Annotated in this window: 19 protein-coding genes; 18 read left to right on the top strand and 1 reads right to left on the bottom strand. The window is 68.7% G+C overall.

Annotated elements, in window-relative coordinates:
- The 16 genes from ruvX to aroC all read left to right on the top strand — a co-directional run bounded on the left by ruvX (position 1) and on the right by aroC (position 17,393).
- A complete protein-coding gene (gene ruvX / locus AC4F3Q_RS07000; RefSeq protein ID WP_168447410.1) occupies positions 1-495 on the top strand; it encodes a Holliday junction resolvase RuvX in 495 nt (164 codons plus the stop codon).
- Between the two features lie 43 nt (positions 496-538).
- Complete coding sequence (mltG, locus tag AC4F3Q_RS06995) at positions 539-1,738, top strand: endolytic transglycosylase MltG (protein ID WP_491039338.1); 1,200 nt, start codon at positions 539-541, stop codon at positions 1,736-1,738.
- Positions 1,735-2,595, top strand: coding sequence for a shikimate dehydrogenase (locus AC4F3Q_RS06990; RefSeq protein WP_491039337.1), 861 nt, complete (start codon positions 1,735-1,737; stop codon positions 2,593-2,595). Before mltG ends, AC4F3Q_RS06990 begins: the two co-directional genes overlap by 4 nt.
- 96 nt (positions 2,596-2,691) lie before the next feature.
- A complete protein-coding gene (locus tag AC4F3Q_RS06985) occupies positions 2,692-4,368 on the top strand; it encodes a GspE/PulE family protein (RefSeq protein WP_491039336.1) in 1,677 nt (558 codons plus the stop codon).
- Positions 4,369-4,474: 106 nt separating this feature from the next.
- Complete coding sequence (locus AC4F3Q_RS06980) at positions 4,475-6,199, top strand: type IV pilus twitching motility protein PilT (protein WP_491039335.1); 1,725 nt, start codon at positions 4,475-4,477, stop codon at positions 6,197-6,199.
- The gene (locus tag AC4F3Q_RS06975) at positions 6,199-7,425 is read left to right on the top strand and encodes a type II secretion system F family protein (protein ID WP_491039334.1); all 1,227 of its coding nucleotides are present in this window, start codon (positions 6,199-6,201) and stop codon (positions 7,423-7,425) included. Before AC4F3Q_RS06980 ends, AC4F3Q_RS06975 begins: the two co-directional genes overlap by 1 nt.
- On the top strand, positions 7,422-7,820 hold the full coding sequence (locus AC4F3Q_RS06970) for a type IV pilin protein (protein ID WP_491039333.1): 399 nt from the start codon (positions 7,422-7,424) through the stop codon (positions 7,818-7,820). The genes AC4F3Q_RS06975 and AC4F3Q_RS06970 overlap by 4 nt, the downstream gene beginning before the upstream one ends.
- Before the next feature lie 121 nt (positions 7,821-7,941).
- The gene (locus AC4F3Q_RS06965; RefSeq protein WP_491039332.1) at positions 7,942-8,364 is read left to right on the top strand and encodes a prepilin-type N-terminal cleavage/methylation domain-containing protein; all 423 of its coding nucleotides are present in this window, start codon (positions 7,942-7,944) and stop codon (positions 8,362-8,364) included.
- Between the two features lie 108 nt (positions 8,365-8,472).
- Positions 8,473-10,341 carry an Ig-like domain-containing protein gene (locus AC4F3Q_RS06960; RefSeq protein ID WP_491039331.1) on the top strand — a complete coding sequence of 623 codons (1,869 nt, stop codon included), beginning with the start codon at positions 8,473-8,475 and terminating at the stop codon, positions 10,339-10,341.
- The gene (locus AC4F3Q_RS06955; protein ID WP_491039330.1) at positions 10,341-10,997 is read left to right on the top strand and encodes a PulJ/GspJ family protein; all 657 of its coding nucleotides are present in this window, start codon (positions 10,341-10,343) and stop codon (positions 10,995-10,997) included. The genes AC4F3Q_RS06960 and AC4F3Q_RS06955 overlap by 1 nt, the downstream gene beginning before the upstream one ends.
- Before the next feature lie 2 nt (positions 10,998-10,999).
- Positions 11,000-12,526, top strand: coding sequence for a hypothetical protein (locus AC4F3Q_RS06950; protein ID WP_491039329.1), 1,527 nt, complete (start codon positions 11,000-11,002; stop codon positions 12,524-12,526).
- A gap of 11 nt (positions 12,527-12,537) precedes the next feature.
- The gene (locus AC4F3Q_RS06945) at positions 12,538-13,338 is read left to right on the top strand and encodes a prepilin peptidase (protein ID WP_491039328.1); all 801 of its coding nucleotides are present in this window, start codon (positions 12,538-12,540) and stop codon (positions 13,336-13,338) included.
- Positions 13,339-13,501: 163 nt separating this feature from the next.
- The gene (pilM, locus tag AC4F3Q_RS06940) at positions 13,502-14,554 is read left to right on the top strand and encodes a type IV pilus assembly protein PilM (RefSeq protein WP_491039327.1); all 1,053 of its coding nucleotides are present in this window, start codon (positions 13,502-13,504) and stop codon (positions 14,552-14,554) included.
- The gene (locus AC4F3Q_RS06935) at positions 14,551-15,285 is read left to right on the top strand and encodes a PilN domain-containing protein (protein WP_491039326.1); all 735 of its coding nucleotides are present in this window, start codon (positions 14,551-14,553) and stop codon (positions 15,283-15,285) included. Before pilM ends, AC4F3Q_RS06935 begins: the two co-directional genes overlap by 4 nt.
- Positions 15,285-16,055: a hypothetical protein gene (locus AC4F3Q_RS06930; protein ID WP_491039325.1), complete on the top strand. Its 771-nt coding sequence runs from the start codon at positions 15,285-15,287 to the stop codon at positions 16,053-16,055. The genes AC4F3Q_RS06935 and AC4F3Q_RS06930 overlap by 1 nt, the downstream gene beginning before the upstream one ends.
- Before the next feature lie 120 nt (positions 16,056-16,175).
- Positions 16,176-17,393, top strand: a complete 1,218-nt coding sequence (gene aroC, locus AC4F3Q_RS06925; protein ID WP_491039324.1) for a chorismate synthase — start codon at positions 16,176-16,178, stop codon at positions 17,391-17,393.
- A 75-nt stretch (positions 17,394-17,468) separates the two neighbouring features.
- On the opposite strand, the gene AC4F3Q_RS06920 is transcribed toward aroC, so the two are convergent.
- On the bottom strand, positions 17,469-21,005 hold the full coding sequence (locus tag AC4F3Q_RS06920; protein WP_491039323.1) for a fibronectin type III domain-containing protein: 3,537 nt from the start codon (positions 21,003-21,005) through the stop codon (positions 17,469-17,471).
- A gap of 176 nt (positions 21,006-21,181) precedes the next feature.
- Here AC4F3Q_RS06920 and AC4F3Q_RS06915 point away from each other — a divergent pair, with 176 nt between their 5' ends.
- Both AC4F3Q_RS06915 and aroB read left to right on the top strand, forming a co-directional pair.
- A complete protein-coding gene (locus tag AC4F3Q_RS06915; RefSeq protein WP_491039322.1) occupies positions 21,182-21,733 on the top strand; it encodes a shikimate kinase in 552 nt (183 codons plus the stop codon).
- A complete protein-coding gene (gene aroB, locus AC4F3Q_RS06910; RefSeq protein ID WP_491039321.1) occupies positions 21,730-22,857 on the top strand; it encodes a 3-dehydroquinate synthase in 1,128 nt (375 codons plus the stop codon). The genes AC4F3Q_RS06915 and aroB overlap by 4 nt, the downstream gene beginning before the upstream one ends.
- Positions 22,858-22,876 lie beyond the last annotated feature (19 nt).

Genomic DNA, 22,876 nt, shown 5'->3' with positions numbered 1-22,876 from the left:
GTGGCCGGTCTCGTCCGGGGCGCCCGGATCGGCGTCGACGTCGGCTCCGTCCGGGTCGGTCTCGCCTCGAGCGACCCGGACGGTCTCATCGCGACCCCCGTCGAGACGGTTCCTCGCGCTGCGGTTCCGAAGGAGCCGGGAGCGATCTCGGCAGATGTCGCGCAGATCGCGCGTGAGGTCGCTGAACGCGGTGCACAGGTGGTGTACGTTGGCTTGCCACGGCACCTCAAGGGTACGGAGGGTGCAGCCTCGGAAGCGGCCCGCGACTATGCCGCGACGCTGGCCCGCACCGTCGCTCCTGTCGAGGTCCGGCTGGTGGACGAGCGCATGACCTCGGTCACGGCTCACCAGGCGCTGCACGCGTCCGGTCGCGCGGGACGCAAGCATCGTGCGGTCGTCGACCAGGTGGCCGCTGTGATCATCCTGCAGTCAGCGCTCGACGCCGAGCGTGCGTCGGGGCAGCGCACGGGAGAGCTCGTGGAGCGCGACGGATGACAGACTCGAGACGAACGACGACGACAAAGGAGGCGCACACGCTGTGAGCGACCTGTTCTCCAGCCCGGAGCAGCCGAACGTCCAGCGACGCGCGGCGGCCCCTGCCGCCGCTCCCTCGACGCGTGCCCAGAGCCGGAACAACCCCGTGACGCGGCGTCGCCGTCGTGCGCGGCGCATCCGCACCGCGATCATCGTCGTCGTGACGCTCGCCCTCGTGGGCGGCGCAGGGTTCTTCGTCGTCAAGACCGTCCCGGGATTCTTCGCGAAGGAGTCCGTCTCGGAGGACTACGCCGGCCCGGGCGACGGTCAGGTGCAGGTCCAGATCGCGAAGGGCGCCTCGGGTGCGGCGATCGGTGCGGCACTCGCGGAGGCCGGTGTCATCAAGACTCAGGCTGCGTTCACCCAGGCGATCAAGGACTACACCGCCGCGAACGGCTCCGAGCCCAACCTGCAGTACGGGACGTACAACCTCATGAAGGAGATGAACGCCGCTGGCGCTCTCTCCGCGATGCTCGACAAGAGCAACCTCGTGCAGGACGGCGTGACCGTGCGCGAAGGGCTCACGATCGCTGCGACCATCGAGCGGCTCGCGAGCGTGACCGCGATCCCCGCAGCCGACTTCGAGAAGGCGCTCGAGAACCCCGAGGCGCTCGGCCTGCCCGCCGAGGCTGACGGCAACGTCGAGGGGTGGCTCGCTCCGGCGCGGTACCCGTTCACCAACGACTCGACGGCCGAGCAGATCCTGTCGACGATGATCGCCAAGCAGGTCTCCGACCTCAACGAGCTGGGCGTCTCGCTCAAGGAAGCCAACACGGTGCTGACGAAGGCGTCGCTCGTCGAGGCCGAGGCGCCGGCCGACGGTCGGGGCAAGGTCGCGCGTGTGATCGAGAACCGCCTGGACACCGACGAGGCGCTGCGGTTCGACTCCACGATCCACTACATCGCGGGGGAGCGGACGTCGAACGCGACGACGACAGCGGAACAGCGTCAGATCGACAGCCCGTACAACACGTACATGTACACCGGACTCCCGCCGGCTCCGATCAACAGCCCGGGACGTGCGTCGATCGAGGCCGTGCTCAACCCTGAGGAAGGGCCCTGGCTCTTCTTCGTCACGACCAACCCGACGACTCACGAGACCTGCTACTCGATCACGTTCGCCGAGCACACGAAGTGCGTCGCGCAGTACCAGGAGTGGCTGCGGGACAACCCGGCGACGACGGACCCCGAGGGCGAGGAGTGAGCCGGGCAGCAGTGCTCGGCCACCCCGTCGGGCACTCGCTGTCACCCGTGCTGCACCGCGCCGCGTACTTGGCGCTCGGGCTCGCGTGGACCTACGACGCGATCGACGTCGACGAGCACGAGCTCGAGGGGTTCGTCGCGTCCTGCGGCCCTGAGTGGGCCGGGCTGAGCCTCACGATGCCCCTGAAGCAGACGGTGCTCAGCCTGCTCGACCACGTCGAGCCTCTCGCCGAGGTCGTGGGGGCGGTCAACACCGTCCTGTTCCAGCCGGGAGGTTCGCGCGCGACCCTGGTCGGCGCGAACACGGACGTCTACGGGATCGTCGCGGCGCTGCGCGAGGCCGGGTTCGTCCCCGGCAGCGGAGCAGTCCGCGGGGTGGTGCTCGGCGCGGGGGCGACCGCGTCGTCCGCGCTCGCCGCGCTCGGCGAGCTCGGCATCACCACACCTGCGGTGTTCGCCCGTTCGCTCTCGCGCACCGGCGGCCTGCGGCGAGCAGCGCACAGGATGGGCGTCGAGCCGACGTTCCACCAGATCGATGCGGTGCTGCCCGCACTCCTGGCCGCCGACGTCGTCGTCTCGACGCTCCCTGCGCACGCTGCCGACCCTGTCGCCGCCCAGCTGGACCAGGCTGCGCCGTCACGGCTCGGCGTGCTTCTCGACGTCGTGTACGACCCGCGACCGAGCGCGCTCAGGGCGGCGTGGGCGCCCGTGGGAGGAGACGCCGGTGGCGAGCGGATGCTCCTCCACCAGGCTGCTGAGCAGGTCCGCCTCATGACCGGTCGCGCCGCCCCGCTCGACGCGATGGCCGCCGCGCTCGACGCAGCCCTCGATGCTCCGCGCCCCGTCAACACTGTGTGAGAAGTGTGCATGTGCGCCTGAGGGCTCAGGTCCCGGCTCCAGAACGCCGATAGTGCTTCGACAGGATGTGCACGAGGTCGTGAGCGAGGCAACAACATGAAGCAGCTCGGAGAGGTCCTTCTCGAGGAAGGCCTGGTCAACGAGACACAGCTGATGACGGCGCTCGACGAGCAGATCGTCCGAGGATCCTCTCTCGGCCGTGTCCTGGTCGAGCTCGGGTACCTCAGCGAGGACCAGCTCGTCCGTGCGCTCGCCGCCCAGGTGGGCATGGAGTTCGTCGACCTCGACGACCACGCCGTGGACCGTTCCGCCGTCGCGCTCCTGCCGACCGCGATGTGCCGGCGGTACACGATCTTGCCCGTGGAGATCCGCGACGGTCGGCTCGTCCTCGCGATGGCCGACCCGGGCAACGTCATGGCGCTCGACGACGCGCAGTCGGTCGCACGCATGCCCGTCATCCCCGCTGTGGCGGCGCACGACAACCTCGTGCGTGGTATCGATCGCTACTGCCGCGCCGACGGTGAGATCAACGAGCTCGCGGACGCGATGGAGGAGGCGACCTCGAACGAGGTCGAGATGGACCTCTCGAACCTCGGCTCGGCCACCGAGGACGACGCGCCGATCGTCAAGTACGTCAACCTGCTGGTGACGCAGGCGATCACCGACCGCGCGTCCGACATCCACATCGAGCCGACCGAGGCTGACCTTCGAGTCCGCTACCGGATCGACGGTGTGCTTCACGAGATGCAGCGGTCGCCCAAGCAGATCCAGAACGGTGTCATCTCGCGCGTCAAGATCCTGTCGGACATCGACATCGCAGAGCGGCGCAAGCCTCAGGACGGCCGCATGTCCGTCCAGCACAACGGCCGCAAGATCGACCTCCGTGTCGCGACCCTGCCGACCGTGTGGGGCGAGAAGATCGTCATGCGAATCCTCGACAACTCGACGGCGAGCCTCGACCTGCGCGACCTGTCGTTCGGCGAGGAGAACTACGAGGTCTACTCCGAGGCGTACCGCAAGCCGTACGGCATGATCCTCGTGACGGGGCCGACCGGCTCGGGCAAGTCGACGACGCTGTATGCGACCCTCAACGCGGTGTCACGTCCGGAGATCAACGTCATCACGGTCGAGGACCCGGTCGAGTACCGCCTCCCGGGCATCAACCAGGTCCAGGTCAACCCCAAGGCGGGACTGACCTTCGCGGGCGCGCTCCGCTCGATCCTCCGCTCCGACCCCGACGTGGTGCTCCTCGGTGAGATCCGTGACCACGAGACCGCACAGATCGCGATCGAGGCGGCTCTCACGGGTCACCTGGTGCTGTCGACCTTGCACACGAACGACGCGCCGTCGGCGATCACCCGCCTCGTGGAGATGGGCATCGAGCCGTTCCTCGTCGGATCGGCTCTCGACTGCGTCGTCGCGCAGCGACTTGCACGGCGGCTGTGCAAGAAGTGCAAGGAGCCGTACGAGCCGAGCGACGAGGAGCTGCTCGCGGCACGCTTCCCGTGGGTCCCGGGCGAGCCGAAGCCGATCCTGCAGCGTCCCGTCGGCTGCTCGACGTGCTCTCGCACCGGTTACCGCGGACGTCTCGCGCTGCACGAGGTCATGCGGGTGACGGAGGCCATCGAGCGGCACGCCGTCGCCGGTTCCTCGGCTGCGGACATCGGCCGCACCGCGACGGACGAGGGGATGGCCACGTTGCGCATGGACGGGTGGCGCAAGGTCATCGCTGGTGACACCACGATCGAGGAGCTGCTGCGCATCGTCGCGTGAGCCGTCGGCGCAGCGGTGCGCCGAGAGCCGCTCAAGGTCGGCCCGGTGCGCGCCGATAAGAGAAAGTCGCACTACTTGCGTGCGGACGACGGCGAAAGGCTGAGAAGTGACCGAGGGCACCACGAACCACTACGGGATCCCGAACCCGGGCGACGACTTCCCCGCGGACTCGATCTCGTCGGTGAACGCGTTCCGCCGTGAGAGTGCAGCCCATGCGCTCCCTGCGGCGGGTCTCGCAGCCGCGCCGACGTACCCGCCCGCTCCCGGATCCGGCGCGCCCGCTGCTCGGGTCGGCGAGCCGGCCGCTGGCGGCAGCTTCTCGCCTCAGCCCGGCACCTTCGTGCCCGGAGGGGCGCAGGCAACCCTGGGTGGGCCCCGCGACGCGTATCTTGCCGGTGCGGCCTACCCGCCGGCGCCGTCCGCGCCTGCGAGCCAGCCTCTCGCCCCGGCGCAGTCGGTCGCGACGCGCGTCCCGAGCTATGTGGCTCCTGCGGTTCCGGCTCAGGCGACGGCCGTGCAGGCGCCCGTCTCCCCGGCGCCGACGTCCTCCGCGCCGGCCAGCGCCCCCGCGGCTCGCCCGGTGTCGCCGACCCGCCCGAGCGCGGAGGCCGGCTCACGTCGCGCGGGGGCCGAGGGCTACGTCGGGTCGACCGCCGGACGACTGGGCATGGACCGCGCTCACGAGAACGACGTGCAGATCGAGCCGCTCCTGCGCACGATGCACGCCGCTGGCGCTTCTGATCTGCACCTGACGGCTGGCGCGTACCCGATGATGCGCCGCCACGGCGCCCTCCAGCCGATGGAGGAGTTCGGTCTCCTCGACGGCGCGATGCTCCAGCGCGTCCTGTACTCGGTGCTGAACATGCGTCAGCGCGAACGGTTCGAGGCCGAGCTCGAGCTCGACTTCTCGTACCAGGTGCCCGACCTTGCGCGCTTCCGCGTGAACTTCTACCGGCAGCGCGAACAGATGGGAGCGGCGTTCCGCACGATCCCGTTCGAGATCAAGCCGCTCGAGGCGCTCGGCGTCCCTGCCGTCGTCGCGAACTTCGCTGGACTGCCCCGAGGCCTCGTCCTCGTCACGGGTCCGACCGGCTCGGGCAAGTCGACGACGCTGGCCTCGATCATCGACCTCGCGAACCGGACGCGGCCTGACCACATCATGACGGTCGAGGACCCGATCGAGTTCCTGCACACCCACAAGCGCGCGATCATCAACCAGCGTGAGGTCGGTGCCGACACGCAGAGCTTCGCGAACGCGCTCAAGCACGTCCTGCGCCAGGACCCTGACATCATCCTCGTCGGGGAGATGCGTGACCTCGAGACGATCTCGGTGGCGCTCACCGCAGCCGAGACGGGGCACCTCGTGTTCGCGACCCTGCACACGCAGGACGCGGCGCAGACGATCGACCGCATCATCGACGTGTTCCCCCCCGAGCAGCAGGGGCAGGTGCGCACCCAGCTCGCCGGCGCGCTCCAGGGCGTCGTGTCCCAGACTCTGTGTCGGCGCTCGGACGGTCCGGGGCGTGTCGTCGCGACCGAGGTCATGCTCGCCACCCCCGCGATCCGCAACCTCATCCGCGAGGGCAAGACGCACCAGATCTACTCCTCGATGCAGGCGGGCTCGCAGCAGGGGATGCACACGATGGACCAGCACCTCGCCGAGCTCACACGCAGCGGCCGCATCTCGTACGAGACCGGCCTCGAGAAGTGTCACAACCTCGAGGACTACAACAAGCTGACCGGGCGCGCTTCCGCGTCCGGTGCGGGTGCCGGCCTCGCGAACGCCAACATGGGCGGCGCCGACTTCCAGAGCAAGAACAGGACCGTGTGATGGCTGAGGCCAAGACTTACGACTATGTGATCCGCGACCGCCAGGGCAAGCTGGTCAAGGGTCGGATCGAGGCGGCCAGCGAGAACGCGGTCGCGACCAAGCTCAAGTCGATGGGTGTCGCGCCGCTCTCGATCAACGAGGTGCGCAACACCGGTCTCCAGCGGGAGATCTCGATCCCCGGGTTCGGTGACGGCGTCAAGCTCAAGGACCTGGCGATCATGGCGCGCCAGCTCGCGACCATGATCAACGCCGGCCTGTCGCTGCTGCGCTCGGTGTCGATCCTCGCGGAGCAGACGGAGAACAAGAACCTCGCACGCGTGCTCGCGGAGGTGCGCAGCGACATCGAGACGGGCGTGTCCTTCTCCGCGTCCCTCGGCAAGCACCCGATGATCTTCCCGCCGCTCATGCTCAACATGGTGCGCGCGGGAGAGGTCGGCGGCTTCCTCGACCAGGTGTTGCTCTCGGTCGCGAAGAACTTCGAGGACGAGGTCAAGCTGCGCAGCAAGATCAAGTCCGCGATGACGTACCCCGTCGTCGTGTTCGTGATCGCCATCCTCGCCACGGCGGGGATGCTCCTGTTCATCGTGCCGATCTTCGCCGACATGTTCTCGTCGATGGGCGGGGACCTGCCGCTGCCGACCAAGATCCTCATGGCGATGTCGAACGGGCTGAAGGTCGGTCTGCTGCCGGGGCTCCTCGCGATCGGGGTGGGCGTCTGGTGGTGGGGTCGGCACAAGAACGACCGGTCCGTGCGTGAGGCGCTCGATCCGTGGAAGCTCAAGATCCCGGTCTTCGGGACTCTCTTCCAGAAGATCGCCGTCGCTCGCTTCACCCGGAACCTCGGTGCGATGCTGCACGCGGGTGTTCCCATCCTCCAGGCGCTCGAGATCGTGGGGGAGACGTCGGGCAACGTCGTCGTGGAGCACGCGGTGAGCTCGATCCAGGAGTCCGTGCGGCAGGGCCAGTCGTTGACCGGGCCGCTCTCGGAGCACACGGTGTTCCCACCCATGGTGGTGCAGATGATGGCGGTCGGTGAGGACACCGGTGCGCTCGACACGATGCTCGAGAAGATCGCAGAGTTCTACGACCAGGAGGTCGAGGCCACGACCGAGGCGCTCACGAGCCTCATCGAGCCGCTCATGATCGTCGTGCTCGGCTCGATCATCGGTGGCATGGTCATCGCGATGTACATGCCGATCTTCGGCGTGTTCGACCTGATCCAGTGATCCGGCCGGCCCGGGACGAGGGGTTCAGCCTCGTCGAGCTGCTCGTGGTCATCATGATCATCGGTGTGCTGTCGGCGATCGGGATCGGTCTGTTCCTGGGGCAGCGCGCCAGGGCGGTCGACGCGAGCATCAAGAGCGACCTGCGGACCGTCGCGACGGTGGTGACGGGCCTGCTCACCAGCGGGGCGCCCGTCGAGGCCGGGTCGTTCGGCCCTGACGTCCGGGTCACGCCCGGCAACGGGGTCGCGGTGCACCTCGACGGCAACAGCTTCTGCCTGGTGGGAAGGTCCCTGTCGGGCACGCCGGCGACGCAGGACTGGGTGTTCGACGGCGCGGGTCTGCGGGACTCCGACGTCCAGTCGTGCCCGGGGCCCATGCTCGTCGAGATCACGTGAGCGTTATGCATTTGTGACCTAGATCGCTCAAGCGGGGGTCCGGGTGTACCGATACCAGTTCTGCACATCGCGTGAGCGGTGGCGCAACTCACTTTCACTTGAACACGAAAAGAGGCCGGGCATGATCGCTCGCGTGCAGAAGTCCATGCAGGAGAAGGACAAGGGTTTCACCCTGATCGAGCTCCTCGTCGTCATCATCATCATCGGCATCCTCTCGGCGATCGCCATCCCGGTCTTCCTGAACCAGCGCAAGAAGGCCGTCGACGCGGGCATCAAGTCCGACATCCGCACGATCGCCAACGAGATGGAGACGTTCTACGTCGACAACCAGACGTACGTGGGCGCGGTCACCGTTGCTGGCGACACCGTCACGCTCAACGGTGTGACCGGCGCGGGCAACACGATCACCCTGTCTGACGCCGACACGGTGATCACCGTGGCGCCCGAGGCCGAGCGCTTCGAGATCACTGGTGTGAACGCCGACAAGGGCACCAACACCACGTTCGAGTACATCAGCGACCAGGGCGGTCTGCAGACCCCGTGATCCACCTCGCCGCCCAGCCCGAGCGCTGAGCGGCACCCGCCTGGGGACCAAGCCTTCCGGTTTGGTCCCCAGTGCGGCGTCTCGACCGAACGACGACGGAGAGAAGCGATGCGGCGTAACCCGAGGACGACCACGGATGAGGGCTTCTCCCTCATCGAGGTGATCGTCGCGCTCTTCATCGTCGGCATGGTCGCGTCAGCGGTGCTGATGTTCTTCATGCGCGGCTCGAGCACCGCCTCGCACCTCCAGCGCACCCAGGCCGCCGCCTCCGTCGCGACCCAGGCCATGGAGAAGGTCCGGTCCGTCTACCCGCGCCCCGGCGCGGCCGCGGACCCGACCCCGCTCGTGATCGGCCGGACGCAGGCTGAGGTCAACGCGGCGTTCTCGACGGTCGCCGCGCTCGACCCGGACCTCGTCGCCGAGACGAACCAGCTGTGGGACCCCGCCGCGTCCGCGAGCCCGACCGTCACCCTTCCCGTCACGCGCCAGGTCCGCGTCTCGGAGATGACGTACGACGTCACCACCCTCATCGGCAGCTGCTACCGCGCCAAGAGCGCCTCGGCATCTGACACGACCTGCGTGCGGGTCAACCCTGGCGCCGGATCGACACTCGTGTACCGCGCGATCGTCGTCGCCACCTGGGACCCGGGTGTCGCCAAGTGCGGCGGCGACGGATGCCTCTACACGATGACCTCGCTGATCGACCCCACGAGCGACGCAGTGTGGAACGTGTCGACCGCCCCCGTCGCGAACGACGACTCGATCGACGCCGTGGCCGGTGGCCCAGGCCTCCCGGTCGAGATCCTCAAGAACGACGTCATCGTGTCGAAGCGGTCCAACCCGACGACCATCACCGTGGCGCCCACCCAGGGGACCGCGTCGGTGATCACGTCGGGTACGAACATGGGTGCGATCACCTACACGCCACCTGCCAACTACTCAGGCGTCGTCAAGTTCAAGTACAAGCTGCGTGACGCGCAGGGGCGCAACTCGAACGAGGCGACCGTGACGGTCCTGGTCTACCCGGTCGCGTTCGACGACTCCGGCGCCCGGGTCGCCGCCGGTTCTACCGCCTCGATCGCTGTTCTCGGCAACGACCGTGGTACTGCGTCGCGGACAGAGGTCGTCACGCAGTCTCCCCACGGCGTCGCGACGGTCAACCCGGACGGCACGATCCGGTTCGCCGCATCGGCCTCCGCTCCGCTGGGTGACACGACGTTCACGTATCGCATCGTGACGACCGTGCCGCTCGACGACGGGGCCCTGGACCTCGCGAGCGACAACCCGGCACTGGTTCCCGGACGTACGGGCACGGTGACCGTCCGCATCGGTAGCGCCGTCGCCGCGAGCGACGCCGAGCTCACGATCGACGGCCAGGGCTCGACGACGACGGCTGTGACGCTCGACGTCCAGACCGCCGCTGGCGGGTCCGCGAGCAACAAGGTGAGGATCCTCTCGGGCCCCACCCGCGTCGATGCGACCGGTACGGGAACCCCGACGCTCACCGGCGACGGCACGACGACGATCCGCTTCCGCCCGGTTGCCAACACCGTCGGCCTCTACACCTTCACGTTCCAGCTCGAGAACGGGGCGGGCGACCGCTCCGAGACCCAGACGGCGACGGTTCGCGTCCTGCCTGTGGCGAAGGACTACTCGCACTCCGGCACGGTCCGTGGCGTGACGACCGCCAACGTCTCACCGTTGTCCGGGAACATCCCGAACGCGGCGAGCTCGCGGGTGACCTACGCGCTCGCGTCGCAGCCCACCTGCACGCGCACCTCGGGCAGTGGCAGCGCCGCGGCCAGCGTCTCGCTCTCGCACGCCACGAACGGGACCTTCGCGTTCCGGACGACGTCGATCTCCAGCACCTGGCGGGGCACCTGCCGCTTCACCTACACGGTGACGTATTCAGGGGGTGGCCTCACGTGGACGAGCGATCCGGCTACCGTGACCCTGAGCGACGTGAGGGGCAGCTGATGGACGAGCAGACAGAACGGCGGGGCCCGCTCTCCGGCGAAGGTGGAGTGACGTTGACCGAGCTCATCGTCGCGCTCGGTGTCTTCACCGCGGTGATCGCCGTGTTCATGGCCGGCGTCGTGACGATGACGAAGAACACCGCGCGCGCGGTCTCGGTCAGCGACACCGGGTCCGTGGTGCGAACCGTCTTCCAGCGGATGGACAAAGAGGTGCGCTACGCGTCGGCGATCAACCGGCCAGGCAAGGGGCCTTCTGGCGCCTACTACGTCGAGTACCTCATCCAGGTCGTCGAGGGCGGGCAGCCTGAACGGTGCATCCAGTGGCGGGTCTCGGCGGACGGTGAGCTCCAGCGCCGTGAGGCGCCGGGGCCAAGCGGTGGAGGTGCGCGGGCCTGGTACACGTTCAGCGACGACGTCCACAACGACCTGAACATCCCGGCGCAGCTGCCCTTCCGGTTCTCACCCGCCGACAACGTCTACGCGAACCAGCGGCTCAAGGTCAGCCTCGACGTGCGCCCCAGCGCGGCGCAGGCGGGGTCCGGGCTCGAGACCGAGTTCGTCGCACGAAACACGTCGAGCGCCTCGACGACCAACGCCGACCTCGACAACGACGGTCGCAGCGACATCATGATCTGCACCGGGATGGGACGAGAGTGACCATGACTCTGCTGAGAGCGCGCAAGGCGCAGGACGACGGCTACGCGATGCCGACTGCGATCCTCCTGATCATGGTGTGCACCGCGGTCAGCGTCCTGATGCTCGGTGTCATCACCGCGCAGATCAAGCCGACGCTGTTCGCCGCCAAGAACAGCCGAACGATCTCCGCCGCTGAGGCTGGCGTCGACGCGAGCCTCACGGTGCTGCGGTCCGCGCGCATGATCGACCCGATCTCGGGCGCTGAGCTCGGCGACCCGCGCAAGCTCCCGTGCACCGTGACCGGTCCGGTCGACGGCAGCACGAACTACACCTACCGCGCCACCATCAGGTACTACGACCTCGACCCGTCCGGCCAGACATCCGCGTGGCGTGCGACGAACGCGAAGGCCTGCACGCCTGGCAACGGCCTGGCGGCCGCTCCGATGTTCGCCGTCATCTCGTCCGAGGGTCTCGGCGACGGCATCCCAGGGCTCGCGACCGCGGCCGGGGACCGGACCCTCGAGACGATCTACACCTTCCAGCTGACGAACGACAACGTCGAGGGTGGCGCGATCTACGCGTACGGGCTCGGGTTCTGCCTCGAGGCGAGCGGGACGACCGCGGGATCGACCGTCAGGTACGTCCCGGCCGAGGAGTGCCGCTCCGACGACCCGCTGCGCATGTGGTCGTGGCGCAACGACTACTCGATCCACCTGTCGATCACGGACACGAGCGGATACGTGCCCCTGTGCATCCAGGGACGGCCGTCGTCCGGCTCGGTGGCGGCCACGCTCGAGCGGTGCAACGGTGACACGCGCCAGCTCTTCTCCTGGGAGGGTGGCGCCGTCTGGAAGGTCCAGAACTCGACGAAGACGGGCAACTCGAACTTCTGCCTGGGAACCGGTGCCAACACGACTGCCGTCGCAGACGGCGTCGCTCTCCGGGTCGGCTCGTGCGGCTCGAACACCGCGTGGTCGTCGTTCGACCCCGACTCCCGTGTGGGAGCCGGCGCCGCGTCGAAGGCGACGAACCAGATCGTCAACTACCTCGAGTTCGGTCGGTGCACCGACGTCACCGACGAGAGCACCGGCCGGGAGTTCATGATCGTCTACCCGTGCAAGCAGGACCCCTCGGGTCGCGGCCTCCTCTACTGGAACCACGAGTGGTACTACAACGAGCCCGCGGACCTGCGTGGTTCGACGGGGGCACAGCAGGTCCGCGTCTACCAGAACAAGAACCGTGGTGCCTCGACCACGTACTGCATGAAGACGCCGTCCCCCTCGGCCAGCCCTGCCTACGTCACGCTCGTGCTGTGCAGCTCTGGCGGCGCGGACCTGAACTGGTCCCGCACGGCCGACGCAGGCACCTGGAAGGATAGCTGGACGTTCAAGGACCGCTACGGGCGGTGCCTCGGGCTCGGTGACAAGTACAACCTGGCATGGTCCAAGATGATCGTCGCGCCCTGCAACGGTGAGTCCGAGCAGAAGTGGAACGCCCCGCCGCTCGAGCAGTCCGCGACCCTCGGGGACTACCGGGAGATCCACGGGTGAGCTTGGTCTCCTTGGACCTGTCTGACGGGTACCTCGCCGGGCTGGCACTGACCATCTCGGCCGTCCTCGGCCTCGCGATCGGCTCGTTCCTCAACGTCGTCGTCTGGCGCGTGCCGCGTGACGAGTCCGTGCTGCACCCGCCGAGCGCCTGTCCTGCATGCCACGGTCGGATCCGTCGGCGCGACAACGTCCCGGTCGTGTCCTGGCTCTTGCTGCGGGGACGCTGCCGCGACTGTGGCACGGCGATCTCGCGCCGGTACCCGCTCGTCGAGGCCGGGACGGCCGTGGTGTTCGTGGCGGTCACCCTGCATCTCGGCGTCAGCTGGGCATTGCCCGCGTATCTCTACGTCGGTGCGATCTCGGTCGCCTTGACGCTCATCGACCTCGATGTGCACCGCCTGCCCGACAAGATCGTGCTGCCGTCGTACGGCGTCGTGGTCGCGCTCCTCGTCCTAGCGTCGTGGGGCGAGCAGGACTGGTCGGCGCTGTGGCGGGCGCTCGTGTGCGGTGCCATCCTCTTCGTCTTCTACTTCTTGGTCATCATCGTGTACCCCGCGGGGATGGGAGCTGGCGACGTCAAGCTCTCTGGTGTGCTAGGGCTGGCGCTCGGCTGGCTCGGGTGGGGACCGTTTGTCGTAGGGTCGTTCGGCGCGTTCCTGCTCGGCGGCGTGTACGCGATCTTGCTCATCGTGACGCGCCGAGCCGGGCGAAAGTCCGGGATCCCGTTCGGTCCCTGGATGATCGGCGGCGCGGCACTCGGCGTCGTGGCCGGCGCACAGGTCTGGGACGCCTACCTCGGACTGATGCTCTAGCTGTGGGCTCGTGACCTCGAGCCGCCGACACGCCTCGGTGATCGCGCTCAAGATCCGAGCCCGGACTGCCGATTCACGTAGAGGTGCGATCCCTGGCGCGTTCATGGCGAACCAGGCGCCCTCAGACGCAACAACATCAATACCCTCGCCCTTGGGAGGACGTGTGGCTAAGAAGCGAGCGATCGGGCTCGACATCGGCACGAGCGCAGTACGCGCAGCCGAGATCGAGTTCGGGTCGGGTCGGTCCGGAGCGACTCTCGTCAAGTATGACGAGATGCCGCTGCCGGTCAACGTCATCCGCGACGGTGAGGTCGCCGACCAGCAGATCGTCGCCTCGGCGCTCAAGGAGCTCTGGGCGAAGGGCAAGTTCGGCTCGAAGGACGTGATCGTCGGGGTCGGGAACCAGCGCGTTGCCGTTCGTGAGCTGTCGCTGCCGTGGCTGCCCATGACCCAGCTCCGCCAGTCGCTGCCCTACCAGGTGCAGGACATGCTCCCCATGGCGACGGACGACGCACTTCTCGACTTCTATCCGACAGACGAGGTCGACAGCACGAACGGGCGCACGCTCGACGGGCTCCTCGTGGCGGCGGCGAAGGACACCGTCGCCGCGAACCTGCTGGCCGTCGAGGCAGCCGGCCTTCGCCCCGTGATGGTCGACCTGAACGCGTTCGCGCTCCTGCGCGGCATGACCCGCGGGCGGCTCGGCTCGCAGACGGTCGCGCTCGTCGACATCGGCGCTCGTATCACGAACGTCGTCGTCGTCGAGGACGGTGTTCCCCGCTTCGTCCGCGCGCTGCCCTCGGGAGGCCAGGACGTGACCGACGCCGTCGCGCGGACCCTCGGGGCCTCGAACCAGGACGCCGAGATGCTCAAGCGCGACATCGGTGTCGGGATCGCTGTGCCCCCCGAGTACCGCGAGACCGCTGAGTCGGTGCTCCACATCACCCACAACCTGCTCGAGTCGGTACGTGGTTCCTTCTCCTACTTCACGTCCCAGCGCAACCGTCACATCGACGTCATCGCGCTGACCGGTGGAGGCGCAAAGCTCCCTGGCCTCGGGCAGCTTCTTGCGAGCTCCACGCGGCTCAACGTCCAGCTCGGCGATCCTCTCGAGGCGCTCGAGGTGTCGAAGGCGATCGGCGGCCGCGAGCGTTTCGTCGGGCACGAGTCGATGATGGCGCTGTCGCTCGGCCTCGCGATGGGGGTGGCCGCATGAGTGTCTTCGAGAAGGGCAAGATGAAGTCTGCTCAGCCGAGCCAGTCCTCGGGCAAGGTCAAGACCGGCAAGGGCGCGCTCGGAGCACCGCTTCTCCCGCAGGTGGACCTCCTGCCCGCAGAGATCCGTGCTGGTCGTGGTTTCGCCAGGGTCAAGCGCGTGCTCGCGGGCGTGGTCGTGCTTGCCATGCTCGGTGCGGGTGGCATGTACCTGTTCGTCCAGGACCGCAACACTCGCGCGGACGACCATCTCGCGAGCGCGCAGGACACGGCGACGAGTCTCGCTCGCGAGAAGGCCGAGTACGCCGAGGTGACGGCGGTGCTCGCCGCGATCGACCAGGCGCGGACGGCGCGCGCGCTCGGTATGGCGACCGAGGTCTCCTGGAAGCCGTACCTGGACGCGATCGGGGCCGTGCTGCCTGACGACGTCACGATCACGATGTTCGAGGTGGTCAACGGTTCCCCGCTGAGTCCGGTCGTGAGCGGCGCTGATCCGCTCAACGCACAGGGTGTGGGGTCGGTGGTCTTCGTGGCGCACTCGCCGAGCCTGCCGAAAGCGTCCGAGTGGCTTGACGGTCTCGAGTCGATCCCTGGCTTCTCCGACGCGACGCTCCAGGAGTCGCGGGTCGCCGCGGTCGATGCAGAGCCGTACTACGAGGTCACGTCCACCGTCCAGGTGGGGATCGGGGCGCTTGCCGGCAGAACGTTCGGCGTCGAGGGAGGAAGCAACTGATGGGCACAGTGAAGCAGAGCAGCTGGATCGTCGGCACGATCCTGCTGAGCGCCGTCATCCTCCTCGGCACCTGGTTCCTGCTCGCCAAGCCCGTCTATGACACGGGTACGGAGACCGAGGCTCAGGCCGTCGTGCAGGACGAGAAGAACGACATCGAGCGCAAGAAGATCGCGCTGCTGAAGAAGCAGTTCGAAGAGATCGACGTCTATCGTGCAGAGCTGGCCGGTCTACGGGCGCAGATCCCCGCGAGCCTCGAGCACGCTCAGCTCCAGCGGGAGCTTGCGGACATCGCGGACGAGCATGACGTGGTCATCGCCTCGCTCAGCATCTCAGCATCCACCGAGGTGCCGCTCGGAGGCGGCTCCGATGCCGCGGCCGACCCGGGCACCGACGAGCCAGGGGCGGGCGGTTCTGCGGCTACGGCCGCTACGGCCGCACCGGTACCGGGTGTGACCGGCTTGTATGCGGTGCCGGTGACTCTGGAGCTGCAGGGCACGTACGCGGATGTCATGGCGTTCGTCGCAGAGGTCCAGGCCACCGACCAGCGCCTCCTGCTCGTCCTCGGTCTCACGGGGAACGCGATGGAGAAGACCGAAGAGGCCGGCGGCCTGCCCGCCCGCAAGGCAGGCGACCTCTCGCTCGTGGTCTCGGGTCAGGCGTACGTCCTGCAGGACAAGTACGGCACTCTCGAGTTTGCGGCACCCGAGGACGTCCCGACCGAGCTCCCGAAGCCGCAGTCGGGGACGAACCCGTTGACGGTGATCAAGTAGTCGTACGGACGTCCGAGGGCGTCGCCGCAGTGACCCTGCGGCGGCGCCCTCTGCCGTCGGCGCCGGTCCGCACTGCGGTCAGGGCCCCTCGTGCGGACGGCGACGTGGAAGGATCGGCACATGCTTCGTTGGTTGACGTCCGGAGAGTCGCACGGCCCCGCCCTGGTGGGGATGATCGAGGGCCTGCCCGCAGGCGTGGAGGTGCGTACCGCGGACATCCAGGACGCGCTCGCCCGTCGACGCCTCGGCTACGGTCGGGGTGCTCGCATGAAGTTCGAGCAGGACGAGGTCCGCGTGCTCGCCGGTCTGCGTCACGGAGTGACACAGGGTGGCCCGCTGACCATCGAGATCGGCAACACCGAGTGGCCCAAGTGGGTCGACGTCATGGCCGCAGACCCGGTGGACGCTGGTGCGCTGCAGGTCGACGCGGGGACCGGTGACGCGCGGGAGATCGCACGCAACCGTCCGTTGACGCGGCCGCGGCCCGGGCACGCGGACCTCGTCGGCATGCGCAAGTACGGCTTCGACGACGCTCGGCCCGTGCTCGAGCGGGCGTCCGCGCGGGAGACTGCGGCGCGGGTCGCGCTCGGGGTGGTCGCAGCGCGCTTCCTCGAGCAGACCGTGGGCGTCAGGCTCGTCTCCCACGTGACGGCGATCGGCCCGGTCGCGGTGCCCGACGACGCAGCGCTCCCGTCGCCGCAGGATGTCGCTGCCCTGGACGCCGACCCGGTGCGCTGCTTCCACGAAGCGACGAGCGCCGCGATGGTCGCGGAGATCGACGCGTGCCACAAGGACGGGGACACCCTCGGTGGCGTCGTGGAGGTGCTCGGCTACGGTGTCCCGTCAGGGTTGGGCACGTACGTCCACTCGGACCGCCGCCTCGACTCGCGGCTCGCTGCGGCCGTCATGGGCATCCAGGCGTTCAAGGGCGTCGAGATCGGAGACGGTTTTCGTTCGGCTGCGCGGCGCGGCTCTCAGGCGCACGACGAGATCGTCGTCGGCTCCGGCGGCCGGCTCGAGCGCCTGTCGAACCGCGCCGGGGGAGTCGAGGGCGGGATGTCCAACGGCGAGGTCTTGCGCGTCCGAGGCGCGATGAAGCCGATCTCGACGGTCCCGCGTGCGTTGCGGACGGTCGACGTCGCGACCGGCGAGGAGGCCAGGGCGCAGCACCAGCGCTCGGACGTCTGCGCGGTACCTCCGGCCGCCGTGGTCGCCGAGGCGATGGTCGCGCTCGTGCTTGCGGAGGTCGTGGTGGAGAAGTTCGGCGGCGACTCGGTCACCGAGACCCGGCGCAACGCCCAGGGCTACCTCGACGCGATCCCTGAACAGCTGCGCTGAGACCCAAGGGTCGCACGAGACCTGACGGCGAAGGGGCGGGACCGCGTGCGCGGTCCCGCCCCTTCGTGTCTGGGTCTACTTGACGACGACCCGTGCTGAGCTGCTCTTCGCGCCCGAGCCGAGCGCGTTCTTCGCGTACACGCGGAAGTGGTAGGTCTTCTTGGACTTTGCCTTCTTCCAGGTGTAGCTCTTTGCGGTCGTCGACTTCAGCGTCTTCCAGCTCTTGCCGTTGGTCGAGTACTGGACGACGTAGCCGGTGACCTTCGAGCCGTTGGCGGAGGCCGCCTTCCACGTGATCTTGACGGTCTTCTTCTTGGTCGACGACGCCTTGACGCCCGACGGGGCGAGCGGCTTGCCTGCTGGCGTGACGATGGCCGACGCGGACGCCGGGCTGTTGCCGGCCCGCGACGTCGCGAGGACTCGCACCTCGGTCTTGAGGCTGTTCGTGAGGTTCGAGACCGTGACCGACCTTGCGGCCGCCGCCGCCCGGGTGGAGCGCCAGGCGGACCAGGCACCCGAGGAGTACGTCCGCGTCTGCACGAGGTAGCCCGTGATACCGCTCGTGCCGGCGGACGTGGGAGCGGTCCACACGACCTTCGCGGACCGGTCGCCGCGCGTGGCCTTGACCAGACGTGGGGCAGACGGTCCCGAGTCGGCCGTCTTCGCGGTCACGGAGCGGCTCCATGCGCTCTGGCCCTGTGCGTTGGCGGCAGCGACCTGGGCGACGTATGTCGTGCCGGGCCGCAGACCTGAGAGCTTCTTCGACGTGCCCGACCCGACGACGACGGTCGTCCATGCGGGATCGAGACCGTCAGCGCGGGCCACGCCGTAGCGCAGCACGTAACCCGGCGCGAGCGAGCTGCCGCGCGCGACGCCCGCAAGGGCGGTCCAGGATGCAGTGACCGACGCCGGACCGCTCGCGAGACGCAGGCCTGACGGTGTGCCGGGAGCAGTCGTCACCGTCAACGTGGCGTCAGGGGAGACCGCGACGACGGGACGAGTGGTGCTCGACACCGTGAAGTACTTCTCCGGCACGGCACGAACATCCCATGAGTAGGCCTTGCCGTACGCCAACGACTTGGTCGGTGTCCACGAGGTCGCCGCAGTCTCGGCGACCTCCACGGTCGAGCTCGAACCAGCCTCGCGCAGCCTCACGAGGTAGCGGGACGCCCCCGTTACCGGGGTCCATGTCAGGCGCACCGTCGATGCCGGGGAGCTGGTGGCTCCACTGGTCGTCACCTTGCCGACCGGTGCGACATACGTTCGGAGGCTCGACGCCTCGGAGCGGTTCTTGTCCTTGTCGAGCGACGTGACCGACCAGCTGTAGGTGACGCCCGGGGTCTGATCCGTCACGACGATCGACGTCTGCTCGGTCGGGATCTTCTTCGCGGTGCCGCCCTGCGGCGTGACCGAGACCTCGTAGGAGGCGGCGCTGACAGTGGGTTCCCAGGTGAGGACGGTTCCGGTCGCCCCGGGAAGGACGGTCTCCGACATTGCCGTCACCGTCTGGTAGCCGATCGTGAATCCCGTCCGGGCCGAGTACGGGCCCGGCTGGCCGGCGCCGTCGAGGATGGCGTAGCGGAACTCGTACGCACCGGCAGGGAGGGAGGTGAGTCCGACGTTGGATGCCGAGTAGGCGATCTGCTTGGCTGCGAGCGTCGAGGGCTGGTCGACGTTGAGCGTCGCGAACGTGTCCGAGCTGCCCTTCTGGTGGATGAGGACCCGATAGCCCCGACTGGCGCCCCCGAGCGCGGACTTCGGCGTTGGGGTCATCCGCAAGAGCTTCTGCCCGCCGACGTCAGCGACCGTTCCGGCGGCTGGGGACTCGCCGGTGCGCTTCCACGAGACGGAACCCGTGGCAGGGCCGACGAGCCGCGCCCACGCGCTCCGGTCGACCAGTCCGCTGGTCATGGGCGTGATCACGGCGAAGTAGGCGTCGCTCGACGCCGTCGTCGTGTTCCGGGCGAAGATGCCGTTGGGCGTGAAGACGGGGGTCGGTGTCCAGTAGGTGCCGATCTGCGACGACTTCGTGCTGTCCGTGTACAGCTCGACCATGTAGCCGGCCCGGGACGGTCCGGCCCCGCCGTCGGGCGTATAGGTGAGCGGGGACCAGGACAAGGTCGGGCTGACTGCATCGGTCGAGACGAGACCGATCTGATCCGGCACGACATCGTTCAAGGTCGGTCGTCCACCCTCGCTCACGACGAAGAAGTGCTCGTCAGACTTGGCCGAGGGGACGACCGCGGCGTTGTCCGCATCCGTCGTCTGGTATGCCGCGGCGCTGTCTGCCGCGACGTTGACGGCGGTCACCGTCACCGAGTAGAGCTTGCCCGGCATGATGGCGCGCCTGGCGTCTGTGCTCCAGAGGCACGGTCCGCCGGAGTAGTGAGCGGCAGTCTGGTTACCGGTCGACACGTAGTCGGCGAGGATCGTGGCAGTCGTGCTCGCGGTCTTGCAGGTGACTGGATCGCCACCGCCGAGCTGGGTCACGACCACCTCGTAGAACGACGCGCGCGGCACCGGCTCCCAGGTGATCGCGAACGTGTCGTGGGGGATCGACACGGGCGCGGCCAGGTCGGTGCTGCCGACGGTCAGCACGGGCCTGGTCGTCTCGCTCCCTGGGGCCGGCACGGAATCAGCGCTGGCGCCCATGATCTTGCGGAGCTGGCGGGTCGCCGAGTGCTTGCTGGCAGCGTTGCCCTGCGCATCGAAGGCGCGTACCCGCCAGAAGTATGTGGTGCTGGGGAGGGGGCGCGTGAGGGAGAAGGCGGTCCCTGACACCTCGCTCGTCAGGCTGACCTTCGTGAACTCGTCATCCAAGGAGAGCTCGAGCAGGTACTTCGACGCGCCGGGGACCTGGGACCAGGCAAGCTCGACGTCGTTGAGCACCGCACCGTCGGCCGGCTTGATGAGGGTCGGTGTGGAAGCGGCGTCCGTCCACCGGGTGGTGAAGGTCCTCGTCGTCGACGTGGGCCCCGCAAACGTCGCCAGGGACGCGCCAGACGACCTGAAGCTCGCCCTGACGTTCCACTGCCACGTGCCCGCGCCCAGGGGCTCGGCCGGCGCGTGAGACGTGGTCGTCAGGCCTCTGACCTCGATCGGTGAGCCGTTGCTGGTCCAGTAGGTGAGCGTGTAGTCCTGTGCACCGGGAACTGGCTGCCACGTGAACGTGACTGGTGCCGGATAGTCGACGATCGCGTCGGCGGCCGGGGCGGTCTGCACGGGGTTGGGCGCAGCTGCACGGCTGAAGCGGTGGACCTGGGCGTCCGAGCCCGAAGCGCCCACGCCGTTCGGCACGACCCGCCAGAAGAGCTCGCGTTCGTCGGTCGAGCCCCACAGGCCGGTCGTCGGAACCCATCTGAGCGCGGACGTCGTCGCGAAGTCGACGATGTTCGCGCTGCTGAACGAGCTGTCGTCCGCGATCTCGACCTTGTAGGACGTGGCGCCAGGAATCGCCTTCCACGCGAGCACGACGTCGCCGGTGCTGTTTGTGGCTGTCGCGGCGGTGTCGATCGTGACGGAAGGTGTCGAGGCGGCGCTCGGTGCTGCGACGAGCAGCCCGAGCACGAGAAAGGCGGTCGTCGCCCCGGCGACGATCCGTGGTGCACGCATGGGTTCCCCTAGGGTCAAAGTGACGGTACGCACGTGTCGCAAGGTCATCGGCGCGATTTCTCTCATCCTTGAGCCGTGGGCGCCGATGGATACCGCGCAAGGGTGCGAGGAGCGCCAGACCGGATCACTCTGTGGTCACGAGTCCGGGCATGCAGAGCCGTAGCTATCCTTGGGGCGTGCATGAACGCATCCGCCCTCGCGTCGTCCTCGCCGGTCCGCCCGGCTCCGGCAAGTCCACCGTCGCTGCGGAGATCGGTGCCGTGACGGGCTGGAGCGTCCGCGACACGGATGCCGATGTCGAGGTGCTGGCGGGCAAGTCGGTGAGCGACATCTTCGTCGAGGACGGTGAGGACACGTTCCGCGCTCTCGAGCGTCGCGCGGTCGCGACTGCGCTCGCCGAGCACGAGGGTGTCCTCGCGCTCGGGGGAGGCGCGGTCCTCGCCGAGGACACGCAGGCGTTGCTCGCGCAGTACGTGGCCGACGGCGGGACGGTCGTCTTCCTCGACGTGTCGCTCGCTCACGCCGCGCCGCGCGTCGGCTTCAACACCGCCCGTCCGCTGCTCGTCGGCAACCCGCGTGCGCAGTGGCAGGCGCTCATGTCCGCGCGCCGCCCGGTGTACGAGAAGGTCGGGTCGCTGCACGTGCTGACCGACGACCTCGCGCCGGCGGACGTCGCGGCGCAGATCCTCGCCGCGCTCGACGCGGCCCAGCCCGGAGGTACCCGATGAGTGCAGCGCCCGTCCGCGTGACCGTGCACGGGGAGTCCCCGTACGACGTCGTGATCGGCCGGCACCTCCTCGGTGAGCTGCCGGCCATGCTGGGGGACTCCGTCCGCAAGGTGCTCGTGCTGCACCCGGCAGCTCTCGCGACGACGGCTGACGCGATCCGCGAGGACCTCGTCGAGCAGGGCTACGAGGCGATCCAGGCCGAGGTGCCGGACGCCGAGGAGTCGAAGACCGCCCAGGTGGCGGCGTTCTGCTGGCAGGTGCTCGGCCAGGCCGACTTCACCCGTTCGGACGCGATCGTCGCGGTCGGCGGGGGTGCGACGACCGACCTGGGCGGCTTCGTCGCGGCGACCTGGCTGCGCGGGATCAAGGTCGTGCACGTCCCGACGACGATCCTCGCGATGGTCGACGCCGCCGTCGGCGGCAAGACGGGCATCAACACCGCTGAGGGCAAGAACCTCGTCGGCGCGTTCTACCCGCCCGCAGGCGTCCTGTGCGACATCGACGCGCTCGAGACGCTTCCCCGCTGGGACTTCGTCGCGGGCCTCGGGGAGATCGTCAAGTGCGGTCTCGTCGCGGACGCGCGCGTGCTCGAGCTGATCGAGTCGAACGCGGCACCTCTGTCTCAGGGCGCGACGTCGGTCGACGAGCCGGTCCTCGTCGAGCTGATCCAGCGCGCGGTGCAGTGGAAGGCCGACGTCGTGGGGGAGGACCTCAAGGAGTCCGGCCTGCGGGAGATCCTCAACTACGGCCACACGTTCGGCCACGCGATCGAGCACGTCGAGCGTTACCAGTGGCGCCACGGCGCGGCTGTGTCGGTCGGCATGGTCTTCGCCGCCGAGCTCGCGCGGCTCGCCGGGAAGCTCTCCGACGACGACGTCGCACGGCACCGCAGCGTGCTTTCGTCGCTCGGCCTGCCGCTCACGTACCGCGGCGACCGCTGGGACGCGCTGCTCGGCGCGATGCGCCGCGACAAGAAGTCCCGCGGCGACCTGCTGCGCTTCGTCGTCCTGGACTCGCTCGGCCACCCCACCCGCCTCGAGGGTCCGGACCCCACGCTCCTCGCGGCGGCGTACGCCGAGGTCAGCGAGGACGCCCCCGCGGGTGGCCGGCCGGTGTCGTTGTGATGTGCGCTAGGTTCGCGTC

Source organism: Flavimobilis sp. BM9, assembly GCF_058313055.1.
The sequence above is the reverse complement of the archived record's forward strand: the minus strand, read 5'-3'. Positions and strand labels throughout refer to the sequence as shown.